The sequence below is a fragment of the Rhodopseudomonas palustris HaA2 genome, assembly GCF_000013365.1.
Taxonomy (GTDB): domain Bacteria; phylum Pseudomonadota; class Alphaproteobacteria; order Rhizobiales; family Xanthobacteraceae; genus Rhodopseudomonas; species Rhodopseudomonas palustris_J.
Map to the genome: position 1 here is coordinate 2,034,648 of NC_007778.1, position 17,328 is coordinate 2,051,975.

The window sequence follows — 17,328 nt, forward strand, 5'->3', positions numbered from 1 at the left end:
AGGGTTCCAAGTCGCGCTGGAGACGTGCCATGAGAACGAAACTCATCAGGATCACGACGACGAACTATCCAGTTTCCCGGTTACCGCCTGATCTACGGGAAGGTCTCGATCCGACCGCTACCGTGACGGTAGTTATCGAGCACGAAGAAGAGCTTCCCGACTGGTTCGAATACGACAACGCGGACAAAGATTGAATGGACGCCCTCAACCAGCCTCTGCTCTCCGTCGACGATCTCTCGGTGGCGTTCCATCAGCAGAGCGGCACCACCACCGCGGTCGATCGCATCTCGTATCAGATCAGGCGCGGCGAGTGCGTGGCATTGGTCGGCGAGTCCGGGTCGGGCAAATCGGTCAGCGCGCTGTCGATCCTGAAGCTGCTGCCATATCCGACGGCGTCGCATCCGACCGGGCAGATCCGGTTCAAGGGCCGCGAGCTGCTCGGCATGTCGGAGAACGACATCCGCGCCATCCGCGGCAACGAGATTTCGATCATCTTCCAGGAGCCGATGACCTCGCTCAATCCGCTGCACACGATCGAGGCGCAGATCGGCGAGATCCTGCAACTGCACGGCGGCCCGCGCGGCGCCAAGGCGCGGGCGCGCATTCTGGAATTGCTGACGCAGGTCGGCATCCCCGAGCCGGAAACGCGGCTCGCCAGCTACCCGCATCAACTCTCGGGCGGCCAGCGCCAGCGCGTGATGATCGCGATGGCGCTCGCCAACGAGCCGGACCTCCTGATCGCCGACGAGCCGACCACCGCGCTCGACGTCACCGTGCAGGCACAGATCCTGGCGCTGCTCGCCGACATCCGTGCCCGGCTCGGCATGAGCCTGTTGTTCATTACCCATGATCTCGGCATCGTGCGGCGCATCGCCGACGTCGTCTGCGTGATGAACAACGGCAAGATCGTCGAACAGGGCCCGGTCGAGCAGGTGTTCACCGCACCACAGCACGCCTACACCCGCGCGCTGCTCGCCGCCGAGCCGAAGCCCGATCCCGCGCCGCCGCGGCCCGAGCAGCCGGTGGTGATCTCGACCGACAATCTCAAGGTCTGGTTTCCGATCAAGCGCGGGCTGATGCGCAAGACCGTCGGCCACATCAAGGCGGTCGACGGCGTCACGCTCGAAGTGCGCAAGGGCGAGACGCTCGGCGTGGTCGGCGAGTCCGGCTCCGGCAAGACCACCCTCGGTCTGGCGCTGCTGCGGCTGATCTCGTCCGAAGGTCCAATCGTTTTTCTCAGCAGCGATATCCAGGGCCTGAAGTTCAAGGAGATGCTGCCGTTCCGCCGCGACATGCAAATCGTGTTTCAGGATCCGTTCGGCGCGCTCAGCCCGCGCATGGCGATCGGTGATATCGTCGCCGAGGGCCTCAGCGTGCATCAGCCGCATCTGTCGGAAGACGAGCGCGAGGCGCGGGTGATCAAGGCGCTGACCGACGTCGGCCTGGATCCGGCGACGCGCTTCCGCTATCCGCACGAATTCTCCGGCGGCCAGCGCCAGCGCATCAGCATCGCGCGTGCGGTGGTACTGGAGCCGAATTTCGTGGTGCTCGACGAGCCGACCAGCGCGCTCGACATGCTGTTCCAGGCGCAGATGGTCGATCTGTTGCGCGAGCTGCAGCGCAAGCGCGATCTGACCTACATGTTCATCTCGCACGATCTGCGCGTGGTGGCGTCACTCGCCAGTCATCTGATCGTCATGAAGCAGGGCAAGGTGGTCGAGGAAGGTCCTGCGGCGGAGCTGTTCAAACACCCGAAGACCGACTATACGCGTGCGCTGTTTGCCGCCGCGTTCCGGCTCGAGACCGCTCCGGGCGGCGGCGCCGCGCCATAGGTGTTGGATGGGTTTGATCGACGGGACCGGGCTGCTCGCGGATCGCGAGGCCGATGTCACCGTGTCCGAGGCCGAGCTGATCGGCCGCGGCTTCATGAGCTACGAGCGCTACGAGGTCTCGCTGCGGCGCGACGGCGAGCCGCCGCTGCTGCAGCGGCGCGACGTGCTGCGCGCCGCCCGCGTCGCGGCGGTGGTGCCGATCGATCTGGCGCGCGACGCGCTGGTGCTGATCCGGCAGTTCAGGTTGCCCGCGCATTTCGCCACCGGCCGCGGCGACATGGTGGAGATCGTCGCCGGCCGCGTCGAGTCCGGCGAGGCGCCGGCCGCCGCGGCGCGGCGTGAGTGCATCGAAGAGATCGGCGTGGCGCCGGAACGGCTCGTCGAACTCTACAGCGTGCTGGCGACGCCGGGCTTCACCGACGAGCAGATCGTGTATTTCGCCGGGTTCGTGGATTCCAGCGCGGCGCTGCAGCGCGGCGGCCTCGCCGACGAGGACGAGGACACCCAGCCCTTCGTGGTGTCGATCGACGAGGCGCTGGCTGCGCTCGAGCGCGGGCAGGTCGCCAATGCGCTGCTGGTCGGCGCGCTGCAATGGCTGGCGCTCAACCGATCCCGGCTGCGGGAGCTGTTCGACCGAGCCGCCTGATCGCGGTGAGCTCGCTGCCGCTTGCTGCGATCCGCGCGATCGCCGCGTGCACAGGCTCGATTGCGGTCGCCATCGCATACGCATTGGCGTGGACAATGCTGCCCTGGTCGCGCACGATCGCGACGTGGCCCTTCCAGAACAGCAGATCGCCGCGCTGCAGCCTGGTCTGCTCCGACAGCACCAGCGGTTCGCCCAGCGCCGCCTCCTGCATGTCGCTGTCGCGCGGCGCTTGGATGCTGCAGGCAGCGAGGGCGGTCTGCACCAGGCCGGAGCAGTCGATGCCGAGGCTCGAGCGGCCGCCCCACAGATACGGCGTGCCGACGAAGCGCTCGGCGACCGCGACGAAATCGCTCTCGAACCGATCGATCGGCTCGACATGTCGGCGCGGCACGTACCAGCCCTCTTGCGTCACCGCGAAGCTCGCGTCGTCGCGCACCACCGCCAGCCGCGCGCCGAGCGGCAGCGTCTCCGCCGGCGGCAGTTTGATCGACGGGCCTGGAAAGGCAAAGCTGCGCAGCGCCGTCACTCTGTGGGTCGGCTCCGCGCCGGGCCGGTACAGCGCGAGGTCAGGCAGCCAGCCGACATAGCCGTCGGTCATGAGCTGGCCCCAGGCCCAGCCTTCCTCGTCGCGGTCGTAGACGGTGACGCGCTCGCCCTTAAGCGCTTCGGTCTGCAGCATCGCCCCGGAAAACGGCTCGCACCGCACCGGCGCCACGCCGTAGCTGATCTCGAAGATTTCGCCGTCGACGAAACGGTCCGCGCTCACCCGGCCTTCGAGATGTTTCGCCGCGAGATCCGGCCGCGCCGGCGTCAGCCGCGGATCGAGCTTCAGATCAGCCATAGCGTTCGCTCAGCAATGCGAAGATCGCGCGCGCGGCCTGGCACTCGCCGCCTTCGGGCCGCGCCGGCTTGGCCTTCGGCGTCCAGCCGTAGATGTCGACATGCAGCCAGCTCTTGGCGGACTCGACGAAGCGCTGCAGGAACAGCGCACAGGTGATCGAGCCGGCAAAGCCGCCGGAGGGCGCGTTGTTGATGTTGGCGACCTTCGAGTCCAGCCAGGAATCGTAGGCTCCCCACAGCGGCAGCCGCCACAGCGGATCGTTCTCGGCCTTGGCGCAGCGCGCCAGGTCGAGCGCCAGCGTCTCGTCATCCGTGTAGTAGGGCGGCAGATCCGGACCGAGCGCGACGCGCGCGGCGCCGGTCAGCGTGCCGAGATCGATCAGCAGATCGGGCGCCTCCTCGTCGGCGTAAGCGAGCGCGTCGGCCAGCACCAGCCGGCCCTCGGCGTCGGTGTTGCCGATCTCCACCGTCGGGCCCTTGCGCGACGGGAAGATATCGAGCGGCCGCATCGCGTTGCCGGCGACCGCGTTCTCGACCGCGGGGATCAGCACGCGCAGCCGCAGTTTCAACTTCGCGTCCATGATCATCGCGGCCAGCGCCAGCACATTGGCCGCGCCGCCCATGTCCTTCTTCATGATCAGCATCGCGCTCGACGGCTTGAGGTCGAGGCCGCCGGTGTCGAAGCAGACGCCCTTGCCGACCAGCGTCACCTTCGGATGTGCCGGATCGCCCCAGGTGAAATCGATCAGCCGCGGCGCGCGCGTCGCCGCCATGCCGACGGCGTGGATCAGCGGGAAGTTGCGTGTCGTCAGCTGTTCGCCGACGACGCAGGTGAAATCCGCGCCGAAGCGTTGCGCCAGCGCCTGCGCGGCGTCGGCGAGTTCGGCCGGCCCCATGTCGTTCGACGGCGTGTTGATCAGGTCGCGCGCCAGCGTCGCAGCCTCGACCGCGCGCGCGATCGCGGCGACGTCGATGCCGTCCGGCGGCACCAGTTTGACGGCCGGCGGCTCGGCGGTGCGATAGCGGCCGAATTTGTAGACGCCGAGCGCGAACGCCAGCACTGCGAGCCGTGTGTCGTGCGGCGCGTTGGCGAGGCGATACACGCCGGGCGGCAGCAGGCCCGGCAATTGCCCGGCGCGAAACGGATCGTGCCCGCGCGCGTCGGGCTCGTCGAGGCCGAACAGGACATGACCGATGTCGCCCTCCGGCGTCGGCAGAGCGAGGAACTGCCCCGGCTTGCCGCTGTAGCCGTGCGCGCGCGCGAATCGCTGCGCGGCCTCCGGCAGCGTCGCGCACAGCACCTCCCAGCCGGCGCGGGTGACGAAGGAAATCGGAATGGCGGTCGGTTCCGGGGCGGTGGCGAACAAGGAGGACATGCGGGGTCTTTCGAGTCGATTCGAGGCGAGGGGAGGGATCGCGGTGATTAACCGGACATTAGGGTTAACGCTCTATTGCTGGGCTCCTGTTGGAATTTGTCCGGTCGGCTTCGTGAGTAAAGTTGCCATGCGCCAGCTGTCTTGTCTCGCCCGGTTTCTCGCCTCCGCGGCCGTGACCGTGGCGATGGCGACGGCGCTCGCCGGCTGCCAGACCGCCGGCATGTCCGGCATCACCGGCTCGCTCGGCGCCCGCGCCGAGGCACCGGCCGATCCCGGCCGCGCCGCCGAGATCGCGGGCGAGCGCTACCGGTCCAATCCGAAGGATCCCGGCGCGGCGCTTGCCTATGGCCAGGCCTTGCGCGCGATCGGTCAGCGCGCCCAGGCGGTGGCGATGCTGGAGAAGGCGACGCTCGCCAATCCCGGCAACAAGGCGGTGCTCGCCGGCTATGGCCGCGCGCTCGCCGACAACGGCAATTTCAGCGCAGCGTTCGAGGCGCTGTCGAACGCGCACAGCCCGGACAATCCGGATTGGCGGATCCTGTCGGTGCAGGGCGCCGTGCTCGATCAGATGGGCCGCAGCGACGAGGCGCGGCGCTATTACGCCAGCGCGCTCCGGCTCGCGCCCGGCGAGCCGTCGGTGCTGTCCAATCTCGGCCTGTCCTACATGTTGACCAAGGACCTGCCGAAAGCGGAGGCGACGCTGCGCCAGGCCTATGCCAGCGGCCGGGCCGATGCGCGGGTGCGACAGAATCTGGCGCTCGTCGTCGGGTTGCAGGGCCGCTTCGCCGAAGCCGAAGGAATCGTGCGATCCGATCTGCCGCCCGACGAGGCCGCCGCCAACGTCGCTTATCTGAAGCAGATGCTGGACGGCAAGGGCGACCCGCGCGGCCGCGGCCGCGGCGTGCTGGCCTCCGGCGACTGATCATTCCCCACCGCCAGCACGACCATCACGCTCGTGTCGTCGTGCGACGCAGCGTTCACTGCATCGCTGCGACCCTGATCCCGGTCGGCCCGAGGATCACCACGAACAGCACCGGCAGGAAGAACAGGATCATCGGCACCGTCAGCTTCGGCGGCAAGGCCGCGGCCTTCTTCTCGGCCTCGTTCATCCGCATGTCGCGGTTTTCCTGCGCCATCACCCGGATGCTCTGGCTGAGCGGCGTGCCGTAGCGTTCCGACTGCTGCAGCGCCAGGCAGACCGATTTGACGCCGTCCAGCCCGGTGCGCTTCGCCAGGTTCTCATAGGCCTGTTTGCGGTCGGGCAGATAGGACAGCTCCGCCGTCGTCAGCGTGAATTCCTCCGCCAGCGGGATCGACTGGGTGCCGATCTCGACCGCGACCTTGCGGAACGCCGCCTCGATCGACATGCCGGATTCGATGCAGATCAGCAGCAGGTCGAGCGCGTCCGGAAACGCACGCCGGATCGAGAGCTGGCGCTTGGTGATGGCGTTCTTCAGGAACAGCATCGGCGCCTGCATGCCGAGGAACACGCAGCCGATGCAGATAGCGACCTTGATCGGCGTCGACTGATCCATGTTCGACAGCACGAACACGTAGAGCGCCGCCGCGAGGCCGAACGCGATCGGCATCACCATGCGGAAGAACAGGAAGGTGATGTAGGGCGCCTGGCCGCGATAGCCGGCCATCACCAGCTTGTCGCGCGCGCTTTCCTGCGCCACCCACTTGCCGAGGTTGAGGTCGTCGACGATCTTGGCGACAAACTGCTTGGGTGCCTGCCGCAGCGACACCCGTTCGGCCTTGGCGAGCCGGTCGCGCTCGCGCTGGCGAAGCCGCTCGCGCTCGCTGCCGACCGCTTTCATCCGCTTGGCCAAGGTCTCGCCGACGAGCAGCGGCATCACCAGCGTATACACTGTGGCGCTGACGGCGATCGCCGCCAGCAGCATCGTCATGAAGCGGGCGTCGTGAAATTTTTCGATCAGCAGGTCGATCATCGCAGCCGCCTTCAGAAGTCGAAATTGATCATCTTCTTCATCACCAGGATGCCCGCCGACATCCACACCACGCAGCCGGCCAGCATCAGCCGGCCGGTCGGGTGGGTCCACAGCAGCGCGATGTAGTCCGGCGTCGACAGGTAGACGAGCAGCATCACGATCGGCGGCAGCGAGCCGATGATCGCGGCCGAGGCCTTAGCCTCCATCGACATCGCCTGGATCTTCTCGGCCATCTTCTTGCGGTCGCGCAGCACCTTGGAGAGGTTGCCGAGCGCTTCCGACAGATTGCCGCCGGACTTCTGCTGAATCGAGATCACGATGCCGAAGAAGTTGGCTTCCGGCAGCGGCATCCGGTCGTACAGCCGGGCGCAGGCCTCGCCGAGCGGCATGCCGATCGCCTGGGTTTCGATGATGGCGTTGAATTCGCTCTTCAGCGGCTCCGGCGAATCCGCCGCGACCACCTTGAGCGAGTCGAACAGCGGCAGGCCGGCCTTGATGCCGCGCACGATGACGTCGACGGCGTCCGGCAGCGCATTGATGAATTTCTTTTCACGGCGCTTCTTCAAAAAGCCCAGCACCCAGCGCGGCAAGCCGAAGCCGGCCGCGAAGGCCAGTCCGACCGCCGCGAGCAATCCGCCGCCGAGGATCATGGTGGTGGCGAACGCGACGGTGCCGAGCCCCGCCGACACGCCGATGAACTTGTTCGGCGTCCAGTCGAGCCCGGCCTGGGTCAGTTTGGTGCCGAGCGAGACGTTCTTCTGCTTCTGGCTGCGCGCCTCGATCTCGCGCAGCGATCCTTCGACCTGCTCGCGGCGCGACCGTTGCGATTTCTCGATCTGTCGCACCGCCGGCGTCGTCCGCGCGACCGAGGTGCGGCGTTGTTCGGCCTGCTTCTCGCCGGACAGCAGCGGATAGATGAAGACCCAGGCCAGCCCGCCGACGGAGACGGCGGCGAGGAAACCGAGGGCTAGCGATTGCATCTCCATGGATCGCTCCCTCAGGTGACGGCTGCGACTTCGGCGGCGTCGAGCGCCGCGGCGAGCCGCTTTTCCTCGCCGTAATAGCGCGCGCGTTCCCAGAACCGCGGCCTGCCGATCCCGGTCGAGCGATGCCGGCCGACGATGTGGCCGTTGGCGTCCTCGCCGATGATGTCGTAGATGAACAGATCCTGGGTGATGATGGTGTCGCCTTCCATCCCCATCACCTCGGTGATGTGGGTGATCCGGCGCGAGCCGTCGCGCAGCCGTGCGGCCTGGATGATGACGTCGATCGAGGCGCAGATCATCTCGCGGATGGTGCGCGAGGGCAGCGAGAAGCCGCCCATGGTGATCATGGACTCGCAGCGCGACAGCGCCTCGCGCGGGTTGTTGGCGTGCAGCGTGCCCATCGAACCGTCGTGGCCGGTGTTCATCGCCTGCAACAGGTCGAACGCCTCCGGTCCGCGGACTTCGCCGACGATGATCCGTTCCGGCCGCATACGCAGGCAGTTGCGCACCAGTTCGCGCATCGTCACCTGGCCTTCGCCCTCGATGTTCGGCGGCCGGGTTTCGAGGCGCACCACGTGCGGCTGCTGCAGCTGCAGTTCGGCGGCGTCTTCGCAGGTGATGATGCGCTCGTCGTCGTCGATGTAGTTGGTCAGGCAGTTCAGCAGCGTGGTCTTGCCGGAGCCGGTGCCGCCGGAGATCAGCACGTTGCAGCGGGTGCGGCCGATGATCTGCAGGATCTGCGCGCCCTCCGGCGTGATCGCGCCGAATTTGACGAGCTGGTCGAGCGTCAGCTTGTCCTTCTTGAATTTGCGGATGGTGAGCGCGGGGCCGTCGATCGCCAGCGGCGGCACGATGGCGTTGACGCGGCTGCCGTCGGCGAGGCGGGCGTCGCAGATCGGCGAGGATTCGTCGACGCGCCGGCCGACCTGGCTGACGATGCGCTGGCAGATGTTGAGGAGCTGCTGATTGTCGCGGAAGCGGATGCCGGTGCGCTGGATCCGGCCGGCGACTTCGATGAACACCGTGCCGGCGCCGTTGACCATGATGTCGGAGATGTCGTCGCGCGACAGCAGCGGCTCCAGCGGGCCGTAGCCGAGCACGTCGTTGCAGATGTCGTCGAGCAGTTCCTCCTGCTCGGAGATCGACATCACGATGTTCTTGATCGCGATGATCTCGTTGACGATGTCGCGGATTTCTTCGCGCGCGGATTCGGCGTCGAGCTTGGCGAGCTGCGCCAGGTCGATCGCCTCGATCAGCGCGCCGAAGATCGTCGCCTTGACCTGGTAGTAATTGTCGGAGCGGCGGGCTTCGGCCTGGGGCGGCGGCGGCGGCGCGCGGTTCGGTGCGAGCGGCGGCGAGGCGACCGCGGACGGCGCCTCGGGCGCGCGTGACATCGGCTCCGGAGCCGGGCTCACCGGCTTCGAACGCACCTCTTGATCTGAACCGCTACGCTTACCGAACACGACGATACTCCGATGGGCGACTTATTTCGCCCGCAGCTTCTCCAGGATCGGCGACAGGAATCCGCCTTTCGGCTTCTTGGCTTCGCCGCGTCCCGTCAGCCGCTGGGCGATCTGCAGGAACATCTCCGTGGTCTTGTGGCTCGCCGCGATCTCGGCGATCATCTGGCCGTTGTTGGCGGCGGCGCCGAACATCTGCGGGTCGAACGGGATGCTGACGATCGGCGGGCTCTCGATCGCCTTGGCGAATTCGCCGGAATTGATCTCCGGCCGCTTCGGCACGCCGACCTGGTTCAGGCAGTACAGCGGCGGCCGGTCGTTCGGGCGCGCCGCCTTCAGCAGATCGTACAGGTTCTTGGTGTTGCGCAGGTTGGCGAGGTCCGGCGTCGCGACGATCAGGATGTCGTCGGCGTTGATCAGCGCCCGCTTGGTCCAGCCGGTCCATTGATGCGGCACGTCGAGCACGATGCAGGGCATCGTCGAGCGCAGCGTATCGAAGATCGTATCGAACGCTTCGGTGCCGAAATCATAGACCCGGTCGAGCGTCGCCGGCGCCGCCAGCAGGCTGAGATGGTCGGTGCATTTCGACAGCAGGCGGTCGACGAAGGCGGTGTCGACGCGGTCCGGCGAGAACACCGCCTCGGCGATGCCCTGCGGCGGGTCCTGGTTGTAGTCGAGGCCGGCGGTGCCGAACGCGAGATCGAGATCGGCCACCACCGAATCCAGCGCCAGATCGCGCGCGATCGCCCAGGCGATGTTGTGCGCGATGGTCGAGGCGCCGACGCCGCCCTTGGCGCCGACCACCGCGATGATGCGGCCGACCGCCTTGGCTTCCGGCGCGGAAAACAGGTTGCAGATCGAGCGCACGATGTCGATCGGCGACACCGGCGCGATCGCGTAGTCGCTGACGCCGCGGCGCACCAGTTCGCGATACAGCGTGACGTCGTTGACCTTGCCGATCACGATGACGCGGGTGCCGGGATCGCACACGGTGGCGAGTTGGTCGAGGCCGGCGAGAATGTCGCTGCGCGGGTCGGTCTCCAGGATGATGACGTTGGGGGTCGGGGCCGAGCGATACGCCTCGATCGCCGCGACCATGCCGCCCATCTGGATCTTCAGATGCGCCTTGGCGAGGCGGCGGTCCTCGCCGGCGGACTGCACCGCCGCGGCGGTGTCGACCGACTCGCAGAAGGCCTGGACCGAGACCCGGGGCGCCGGCGCGATGTGCTCGTCCGGCGTGGCGGCGCCGATCGGCGCGCCGTCCGCGGGCTCGTCCTGGTTCTGGCGTCCGTAGCTGATCATGGTCCGACGTTGCTCACTTGGGCCTTGGCGGTGGCTTCGGGCTTGGTGGTCCGATAGGTCTCGAAGGTGACGCCGCGGCGCGCCGTATAGGCCGGCGTCTCCGGCCGCGGTTGCACCAGATCCGACGGATTCTCCACCATGGCGGCGAGGTTGCGCTGATTGGCGCAGCCGAAATTCCAATAGGGCTTGTTGTCCAGATAGCCCTTGTTCTTGATCGACGGCCCGATGTCCTCGGGCCACAACCCGCACGGACCGGCGACCGCGGCGACCTTCGGATAGAGCAGGCGGATCGCGGCGAAGCTGCGCGGATCGGCGGGCTGATAGGGCTTCACGATGACGCCGCGCGCCGGCACACCGCCGGAGGTCAGCAGCGACTGGATCTCGCGCATCGTGTCGCTCGCGGCGCGGGCGTTCGGCGTGCCGGACGGCACTTCGGCGATGATCGAGCCGGTGCCTTCGCGCAGCCACTCCTTGCCGAAAGCGGCGACGTCGGCGCGTTGCGTCGCGGTCAGGCCGCCGCGGCCGTTGCCGACGAACACCACGACGCTGCGATCCGCTTCCTGGATCGCGATCGGGTGGCGCTGACGGTAGTCGTTGGGAACGCTCGCGGTGACCTCGTCATTGGCGCTGGTGTGGGTGCATGCGCCCATCGACAGCGAGACGGCGACCAAAGCGGCCCCACAGGTGAGGCCGCGAATGGCGCGGGCGGGTGTGCTGGATGTCATCGTCCTGTCCTCGTCCCGCTCAGTCGGTGATGAAGCCGAACCGGCCCCGGTAGGTCTGGCTCTGGCCGGTGCGGCCGGGGACGCCATAGATTCGGTTGATGCTGCCGAGCAGATCCGATTGCGGATCGGAGGCGTCGGCGAAGCCGTCGTCGGGCCGCGACAGATCCTTCGGCGCCACGGCGCGCACCACATAGGGCGTCACCAGCACCATCAGCTCGCTCTGGCGGTTGATGTAGTCGCGGCTGCGGAACAGCGTGCCGAGAATGGGAATCTGCGTCATGCCCGGCATGCCGTTGATCGCCTGCTTGGTCTGTTCCTGGATCAGGCCGGCCATCGCCAGCGAGCCGCCGGAGGGGATTTCCACCGTGCTGTCGACGCGGCGGGTCTTGATCGACGGCACCGTCGTCCCGCTGATAGTGACCGAATTGTCGCTCGAGACCTCGGACACTTCGGTCGCGACTTTCAGGCTGATGCGGCCTTCGGACAGCACCACCGGTGTGAAGTTGAGCAGGACGCCGAATTTCTTGTAGCTCACCGACGGCGTGCAGACGGCGTTGGTACAGGTCACGCCGCTCGGCACCGGAAATTCGCCGCCGGCGAGGAAGCTCGCCGGTTCGCCGGAAATCGCCGTGAGGTTCGGTTCGGCCAGCGTCCGCACCACGCCGGCGCTTTCCATCGCCTTCAGCGTCGCGGTGATCGACGGCCCGTTGCCGAACGAGGTCGTCAGGGCGTTGCCCGAGACCAGCGCCTGGCCGGATTGCGTGAACGGATTGGTGTTGGTGAAACTCACCACCGAGGTGCCGTAGCTCAGATTGGCGGTGAGATCGACGCCGAGCTGCTTGACGATGTCGCGTTGCACTTCGGCGACGGTGATCTTCAGCATCACCTGGTCGCGGCCGCGGATCGCGATGTTGTTGACCACCTTGCTGGCATCGCCGGCCAGCCGCGCGGCGAGATCGGCCGCCTGCTGCGCCTCGATCGGCGTCGCCACCGAACCCATCAGGATCACGCCGTCGCCGAGGCCCTCGACGCGAATGTCGGCATTCGGGATCGACTGCTGCAGCGCGGCGCGGATGCCGTTGAGATCGCGGGTCACCGCGATGTCGTAGGCGGCGATCTGCTGGCCGGTGGAGTCGAAGAACACGATGTTGGTCTGGCCGACGGCGGCGCCGATGATGTAGGCGCGCTGTGACGAACGCACCACGGCGTTGGCGATCTTCGGATCGGCGACGAGGACGTCCTTGATGTCGCGCGGCAGGTCGATCACCACCGATTTGCCGATGCCGAGCGCGAGCGGCCGCGCGTTCATCCCGCCGCCGGTCTGCGTCGTGGTGGCGCGATAGTCGCTGGCCTTCACCGGCGTCCAGGGCGGCAGCATCGTCAGCGCGACGACGGCGGAGACCGCCATCGCCGTGCCCGTCAGCGTCCGGATGAATCGGTGGTTGGTGCCGCAGCTCATATCGATCCCCTGATCACTTCGGCGTCGTCGTTTGCGTGGAAACGCCGAAGCGAATCACGTTGATGCTGTCGCGCTTGCCGCCGATCTCCTCGGTGCGGGCCGGTGCGTTGGCGTCCGCGAGGCTGCGCAGCGCCAGCGACAGGGTGCCGCTCTGCCGCGCACGCGCCAGGAATTCCGCCTGATCGGGTTTCAGTTCGAGCGTCGCGGTCTTGCCGACCACGACCTTCTGGCCGTTCTTCTCCTCGACGGTCTGGTCGATCGCCAGAATGCGGATATTGCTGAGGATGATCTCGGAGTTGACGACGTCGCCGCCCTTGACGCGATCGGGATTCTGGTCGCGCTTCGACAGGATGACGTCGACGCGATCGTTCGGCAGGATGAAGCCGCCGGCGCCGGTTTCCGGCGAGATCTCGGTCGAGATCGCGCGCATCCCGGTCGGCAGGATCGCGGCCATGAAGCCGGAGCCGTTGGACTTCACCAGTTTCTGTTCGCGGATCGGTTCGCCGGCGATGAAGGGCGACCGCGCGATCGAGCCGGCGAGCTGGACGCTGGCGTCGGGGCGCTCGCTGCGAAGGATGAAATTCGAGCTGGCGGTGGCGGCCGGCCAGGTCTGCCACTGCACGTCCGAGGGCCCGACCGGCTGGCCGAGCGGGATGTCGGACTTCGCGACCAGCACTTCGACCGTCGCCAGTTGGGCGACGGGCGCGGTCGGGCCGGCCGTCTCCTGTCCGCCGATGCCGCTCGCCAGATAGGCGGCGACGGCGCCGGCGCCGACGGCAATCACAAGAACGACGATGCGCGCGGTATTCATACGCTTTACTTTCCGGGTCACTCGCGACGAGCCGCGTCGCAGTACCGGGAGTTGACCAGCTAATCGTCAAAGCATGGTTAATGAGGCGTATCTAAATCGCGTTAACGAGAACTTCCCGTACCGTCACAGCGCGAACCGGCCGAGGTCCACCGCTTTGATCCACTCCGTTTGCGGATACACCGCGAGTGCGCCGATCGCGAGCGCGATGCCGTAGGGGATGCCGGTCTCCTTGGCGTGGAGCCGCAGCAGCCAGCTCTGGCCGGCGAGCGGATAAGGCAGCGGCCATTGCCGGAAGCCGAGCAGCAGCAGCGTCAGCGCGCCGCCGAACAGCGAGGCGTAGAGCAGAAAATCCATCAGATGGGCGAAGCCGAACCACAGCGCCGCCGCCGCCGCGACCTTGGCGTCGCCGCCGCCGATCCAGCCCATCGCGAAACATCCGAACGCGATCGCCAGCACCGTCATTCCGGCGCCGAGATGCAGGCCGAAATCGGCGAGGCTCATTCCCGACATCGGCGCGAGCGCCAGGAAGCCCGCCACCAGCAGCAGCGACACGCGGTTGGAAATCGTCATCGTGAACAGGTCGCTCGCCGCGGCGAACGCCATCAGCGCGGGAAACAGCAGCAGGCGGAGGATGTCAGCGATCATGATCGGGTCTCGCCGAAGCGCGAGGAAGAGGCGACCGCGACCGCCGCGGCACCGGCGGGGCAGGTTAGCCCGCAGAAGTGAACGATCGGACAACGCCGAAGGCGGCTCACCAGATCGCGGCGATCCGCACCGCGATCGCGAGGATGCCGAGCGCGAGCGCCGCGCAGACGGCTTGACGGGCCGCGATGTCGCGGATCGCGTGGCGGGCCTGGTCGGCCGCTGCAGGATCGAACCGGTTCATGTCACGCAAACTCGATCGCCGGCGAGCGGCGGAAACGTCGGGAAATAAAAAAGGCCCCGGCATGCCGGAGCCTTTCTTGAAGAGGCCGCGACCGCTTACTTGAGCGCGGTGTTGATGCTCGTGAAGGCGGTGTTCAGCTTGGTGCCCATGCCGTTGATGACGGCGATGATGGCCAGCGCGATGCCGGCGGCGATCAGGCCGTATTCGATGGCGGTGGCGCCGGATTCGTCCTTAACGAAACGAGCGAAAATGGTCTTCATCGGAGTGCTCCATGTACACGTGGCTGTCGAACTAACTGTGGTCTTTCCGGCGTTCTCGGCACCGCGACCATGGCGTCACCCTAGGATCGGGAAATTGCAGCGCAGTTAATTCGATTGCTGAAACATGCGGTTCTCGGCCACTTCTTGGGTACAGTAAATGCCGGATTAAACTGATGAAAAGTCGATCGATCACGGCAACGGACTACCCATCCTGATTGCATTCGCGCAGCCGTTGCCTCGTATTCGGACAGACTGTCGCAAATTCGACGGATGGCGTTTGCGGTTCGTTCATCAATTAACGGCACCTTCGCCATGTCGGGCGCCGGCTCCGCTGCGTATCTGCTTTTGCCGGCTTGTTGATGCCCCGGAGTAAAATATGTCGACCAGCTTCCCGCGCCGGATGCGCGCAGCGCTCGTGATGTCTTCATTCGTGTTCGGTCTGACGTCCCTGTCGGTCGCATCGGCGGGCACCGAAGACACCATTTCCGTCAGCGTCGATCAGGCCAAGCTGATCAGGCTTCCGCAGAACATCTCGACGCTGGTGGTCGGCAATCCGCTGATCGCCGACGTCGCGATGCAGCCCGGCGGCATGGTCGTGGTCACCGGCAAGGGCTACGGCGCCACCAACGTGATCGCGATGGATCGCAAGGGCGCGGTGATCGCCGACCGCCTGATCCAGGTCGAGGGCCCGATGGACAAGGTGGTGACGGTGTATCGCGGGGTCGATCGCGAATCCTACAGCTGCACGCCGCTGTGCCAGCGCCGGATCACGCTCGGCGACGCCGAGGGCTATTTCAAATCCACCATCGATCAGGCCGGCAATCTCAACACCCAGGCGACCGGCGCCGCGATGGGCCCCAGAGGCAACTGAGGCGGGCCGGGCAATCGGGTCCGGTCGCAGCGCTATTCGTGATCCGATCGAGTAGGCCGCTATTATATAGAGAGTGACCAGCCGGCGGCGGCCGCGAAGGGCGGTCGGGCAGCGTCGCGTGCGTCGTGGTTAATCACGCCCTAACGCCGCGGTCGATTTTGTTCAGATCGGGCGAAACACTTCCACAATCAGTTTCGACTAGCCTTCGTCGCAGTCCGGTTCGGTTGATGTCGAGAGTCCGTCGATGATGTCGTTGTTGCTTTCGCGCGCTGTGCTCTTGGCGCGGCGGTTCAGTCGCAATCGCCGCGGGTCGGCTGCGATCGAATTCGCGATGATCGCGCCGATCTTCATCGCATTGCTGTTCGCGATCATCGAGACCGCCTTCGTGTTTCTCGCCAGTCAGGTGCTCGAGACCGCGGTGCAGGATTCGGCGCGGTTGATCCTCACCGGACAGGCGCAGGCGGCGTCCTATACGCAATCCCAGTTCAAGACCGATCTGTGCAACCGGCTCAAGGCGCTGTTCAGCTGCGACGGCGTCTATGTCGACGTGCAGAGCTACGGCAGCGATTTCTCGACGGTGAGCATCACCACGCCGATCGACTCCAGCAAGAATTTCGTCAACACCATGAAATACAGCCCCGGCGCCGCCGGCGACATCGTGGTGGTGCGGGCGTTCTATCAATGGCCGCTGTTCGTCACCGGGCTCGGCTGGAACATCGCTAATCTCGCCGACAGCAAGCGGCTGTTGAGCGCGACCGCGGCGTTCCGCAACGAGCCTTACAGCAACTAGGATCGACCGATGAAAGCGCTGGTGCAGATCTGGGTCGATGCGCGCCGTTGCAGCATGCGGCTGGCGAAGGACCGCAGCGGGCTCGCGGCGACGGAATTCGCCTTCATCGTTCCGCTGATGCTGCTGATGTTCTTCGCCACCGTCGAATTGTCGGCGGGCATCGCAGTCGACCGCAAGGTGACGCTGGTGTCGCGCACGCTGTCGGATCTGGTGTCGCAGGCGACGACGGTGACCGACAGCGACCTGAAGAACGTGTTCGCCGCGAGCTACGGCGTGCTGGCGCCGTACCCGACCAGCACCGCGGATGCGACGATTTCCGAGATCTACGTCAACGATGCCGGCGTCGCCAAGGTGCAGTGGAGCAAGGCCGCGACCGTGGCGCAGAGCGGCAGCACCGCCACCGCGACGCTCGCCACGTCGAGCCGCAAGCAGGGCGACACGATCACCATCCCCGACGGTCTCAAGGTCGCCAAGACCTATCTGATCTTCAGCGAAGTGAAATACAAATACGAGCCGGCCGTCGGTTACTTCGTCGCGAAGGCCGGCATCAACCTCACCGACCAGACCTACACCCGGCCGCGGCAATCGACCTGCGTGCTGTACGGCACCGCGAGCTGCCCGACCTACTGACGCGCCGATACGACCGCGCCGTCGGAGTTGCGTCGCCGAAACCGAACCCGGTGAAACTGAAAGGCCGCAGGGCTGCGGTGCTGCTGAAATTGGAAAGGCCGCAAAGGGTGCGGCTCTGTTCAAATTAAAAAGGCCGCGCTGTGGCGCGGCCTCGGGGTCTTCGTCCAGACGGTCTGCTTAGCTGGCAGCGCGCAGATTATCGGCAGACGACTTGCCAGAGCGGCGATCGGCGACGATTTCGTAGCTGATCTTCTGGCCTTCACGCAGCGTGCCGAGGCCCGCGCGCTCGACGGCGCTGATGTGAACGAACACGTCGTTGCCGCCATCATCCGGCTGGATGAAGCCGTAGCCCTTGGTCGCGTTGAACCACTTCACGGTTCCCATGCTCACGGGGGTAGTCCCTTCTCAATATAGACAGTCGGAGCCCATCTGATGACCAGGCGGGCTGGTGAGATCGAATTTTGGAAGGGTCGTCAGCGTTCTGAACCGGCTGTACCGGTAG

General features: G+C 66.4%; 21 protein-coding genes. 7 read left to right on the forward strand and 14 right to left on the reverse strand.

Going from position 1 to position 17,328, the window contains the following annotated elements; genetic code table 11:
- The first annotated feature begins 29 nt into the window (after positions 1-29).
- From RPB_RS24540 to RPB_RS08940, 3 genes are read left to right on the forward strand one after another with little or no spacing between them, the layout of a single operon-like run.
- On the forward strand, positions 30-194 hold the full coding sequence (locus tag RPB_RS24540) for a hypothetical protein (RefSeq protein ID WP_157038794.1): 165 nt from the start codon (positions 30-32) through the stop codon (positions 192-194).
- Positions 195-1,832, forward strand: a complete 1,638-nt coding sequence (locus RPB_RS08935) for an ABC transporter ATP-binding protein (protein WP_011440670.1) — start codon at positions 195-197, stop codon at positions 1,830-1,832. It abuts the gene before it with no gap.
- Positions 1,833-1,839: 7 nt separating this feature from the next.
- Positions 1,840-2,478 (forward strand): NUDIX domain-containing protein, encoded by a 639-nt coding sequence (locus RPB_RS08940; protein ID WP_011440671.1) that lies wholly within the window; start codon positions 1,840-1,842, stop codon positions 2,476-2,478.
- Here RPB_RS08940 and RPB_RS08945 read toward each other — a convergent pair.
- Entirely contained in the window at positions 2,435-3,319 is an 885-nt protein-coding gene (locus RPB_RS08945; RefSeq protein ID WP_011440672.1) for a C40 family peptidase, read from the reverse strand. The two genes, RPB_RS08940 and RPB_RS08945, sit on opposite strands and share 44 nt — an antisense overlap.
- Entirely contained in the window at positions 3,312-4,694 is a 1,383-nt protein-coding gene (locus RPB_RS08950) for a leucyl aminopeptidase family protein (RefSeq protein WP_011440673.1), read from the reverse strand. Before RPB_RS08950 ends, RPB_RS08945 begins: the two co-directional genes overlap by 8 nt.
- Before the next feature lie 127 nt (positions 4,695-4,821).
- On the opposite strand from RPB_RS08950, the gene RPB_RS08955 reads away from it, so the two are divergent.
- On the forward strand, positions 4,822-5,616 hold the full coding sequence (locus RPB_RS08955) for a tetratricopeptide repeat protein (protein WP_041798123.1): 795 nt from the start codon (positions 4,822-4,824) through the stop codon (positions 5,614-5,616).
- 55 nt (positions 5,617-5,671) lie between these two features.
- Here RPB_RS08955 and RPB_RS08960 read toward each other — a convergent pair whose 3' ends face one another.
- From RPB_RS08960 to RPB_RS09000, 10 genes are all read right to left on the reverse strand, one after another.
- Positions 5,672-6,646: a type II secretion system F family protein gene (locus RPB_RS08960; RefSeq protein ID WP_011440675.1), complete on the reverse strand. Its 975-nt coding sequence runs from the start codon at positions 6,644-6,646 to the stop codon at positions 5,672-5,674.
- 11 nt (positions 6,647-6,657) lie between these two features.
- A complete protein-coding gene (locus RPB_RS08965) occupies positions 6,658-7,632 on the reverse strand; it encodes a type II secretion system F family protein (protein WP_011440676.1) in 975 nt (324 codons plus the stop codon).
- An 11-nt stretch (positions 7,633-7,643) separates the two neighbouring features.
- Positions 7,644-9,095 (reverse strand): CpaF family protein, encoded by a 1,452-nt coding sequence (locus tag RPB_RS08970; RefSeq protein ID WP_041798125.1) that lies wholly within the window; start codon positions 9,093-9,095, stop codon positions 7,644-7,646.
- Positions 9,096-9,116: 21 nt separating this feature from the next.
- Positions 9,117-10,394 (reverse strand): AAA family ATPase, encoded by a 1,278-nt coding sequence (locus RPB_RS08975; RefSeq protein WP_011440678.1) that lies wholly within the window; start codon positions 10,392-10,394, stop codon positions 9,117-9,119.
- Entirely contained in the window at positions 10,391-11,119 is a 729-nt protein-coding gene (locus RPB_RS08980) for a CpaD family pilus assembly protein (protein ID WP_011440679.1), read from the reverse strand. Before RPB_RS08980 ends, RPB_RS08975 begins: the two co-directional genes overlap by 4 nt.
- 19 nt (positions 11,120-11,138) lie before the next feature.
- Positions 11,139-12,578, reverse strand: a complete 1,440-nt coding sequence (locus RPB_RS08985) for a type II and III secretion system protein family protein (RefSeq protein WP_011440680.1) — start codon at positions 12,576-12,578, stop codon at positions 11,139-11,141.
- A 13-nt stretch (positions 12,579-12,591) separates the two neighbouring features.
- Positions 12,592-13,389 carry a Flp pilus assembly protein CpaB gene (gene cpaB / locus RPB_RS08990; protein WP_011440681.1) on the reverse strand — a complete coding sequence of 266 codons (798 nt, stop codon included), beginning with the start codon at positions 13,387-13,389 and terminating at the stop codon, positions 12,592-12,594.
- A 123-nt stretch (positions 13,390-13,512) separates the two neighbouring features.
- Positions 13,513-14,034 carry an A24 family peptidase gene (locus RPB_RS08995; RefSeq protein ID WP_011440682.1) on the reverse strand — a complete coding sequence of 174 codons (522 nt, stop codon included), beginning with the start codon at positions 14,032-14,034 and terminating at the stop codon, positions 13,513-13,515.
- 106 nt (positions 14,035-14,140) lie between these two features.
- A complete protein-coding gene (locus tag RPB_RS25150) occupies positions 14,141-14,275 on the reverse strand; it encodes a hypothetical protein (protein WP_283804838.1) in 135 nt (44 codons plus the stop codon).
- A 95-nt stretch (positions 14,276-14,370) separates the two neighbouring features.
- Positions 14,371-14,535, reverse strand: a complete 165-nt coding sequence (locus RPB_RS09000) for a Flp family type IVb pilin (RefSeq protein WP_011440683.1) — start codon at positions 14,533-14,535, stop codon at positions 14,371-14,373.
- Positions 14,536-14,911: 376 nt separating this feature from the next.
- Here RPB_RS09000 and RPB_RS09005 point away from each other — a divergent pair, with 376 nt between their 5' ends.
- Positions 14,912-15,406 (forward strand): pilus assembly protein N-terminal domain-containing protein, encoded by a 495-nt coding sequence (locus RPB_RS09005; protein ID WP_011440684.1) that lies wholly within the window; start codon positions 14,912-14,914, stop codon positions 15,404-15,406.
- A 198-nt stretch (positions 15,407-15,604) separates the two neighbouring features.
- On the opposite strand, the gene RPB_RS25040 is transcribed toward RPB_RS09005, so the two are convergent.
- A complete protein-coding gene (locus tag RPB_RS25040) occupies positions 15,605-15,757 on the reverse strand; it encodes a hypothetical protein (protein WP_245258330.1) in 153 nt (50 codons plus the stop codon).
- Here RPB_RS25040 and RPB_RS09010 point away from each other — a divergent pair.
- Positions 15,738-16,196: a TadE family protein gene (locus tag RPB_RS09010; protein WP_245258331.1), complete on the forward strand. Its 459-nt coding sequence runs from the start codon at positions 15,738-15,740 to the stop codon at positions 16,194-16,196. The two genes, RPB_RS25040 and RPB_RS09010, sit on opposite strands and share 20 nt — an antisense overlap.
- A 9-nt stretch (positions 16,197-16,205) precedes the next feature.
- A complete protein-coding gene (locus RPB_RS09015) occupies positions 16,206-16,826 on the forward strand; it encodes a TadE/TadG family type IV pilus assembly protein (protein ID WP_011440686.1) in 621 nt (206 codons plus the stop codon).
- A 177-nt stretch (positions 16,827-17,003) separates the two neighbouring features.
- Here the strand turns inward: RPB_RS09015 and RPB_RS09020 are convergent, their stop codons facing one another.
- Positions 17,004-17,216: a cold-shock protein gene (locus RPB_RS09020; protein ID WP_011440687.1), complete on the reverse strand. Its 213-nt coding sequence runs from the start codon at positions 17,214-17,216 to the stop codon at positions 17,004-17,006.
- Between the last annotated feature and the right edge of the window lie 112 nt (positions 17,217-17,328).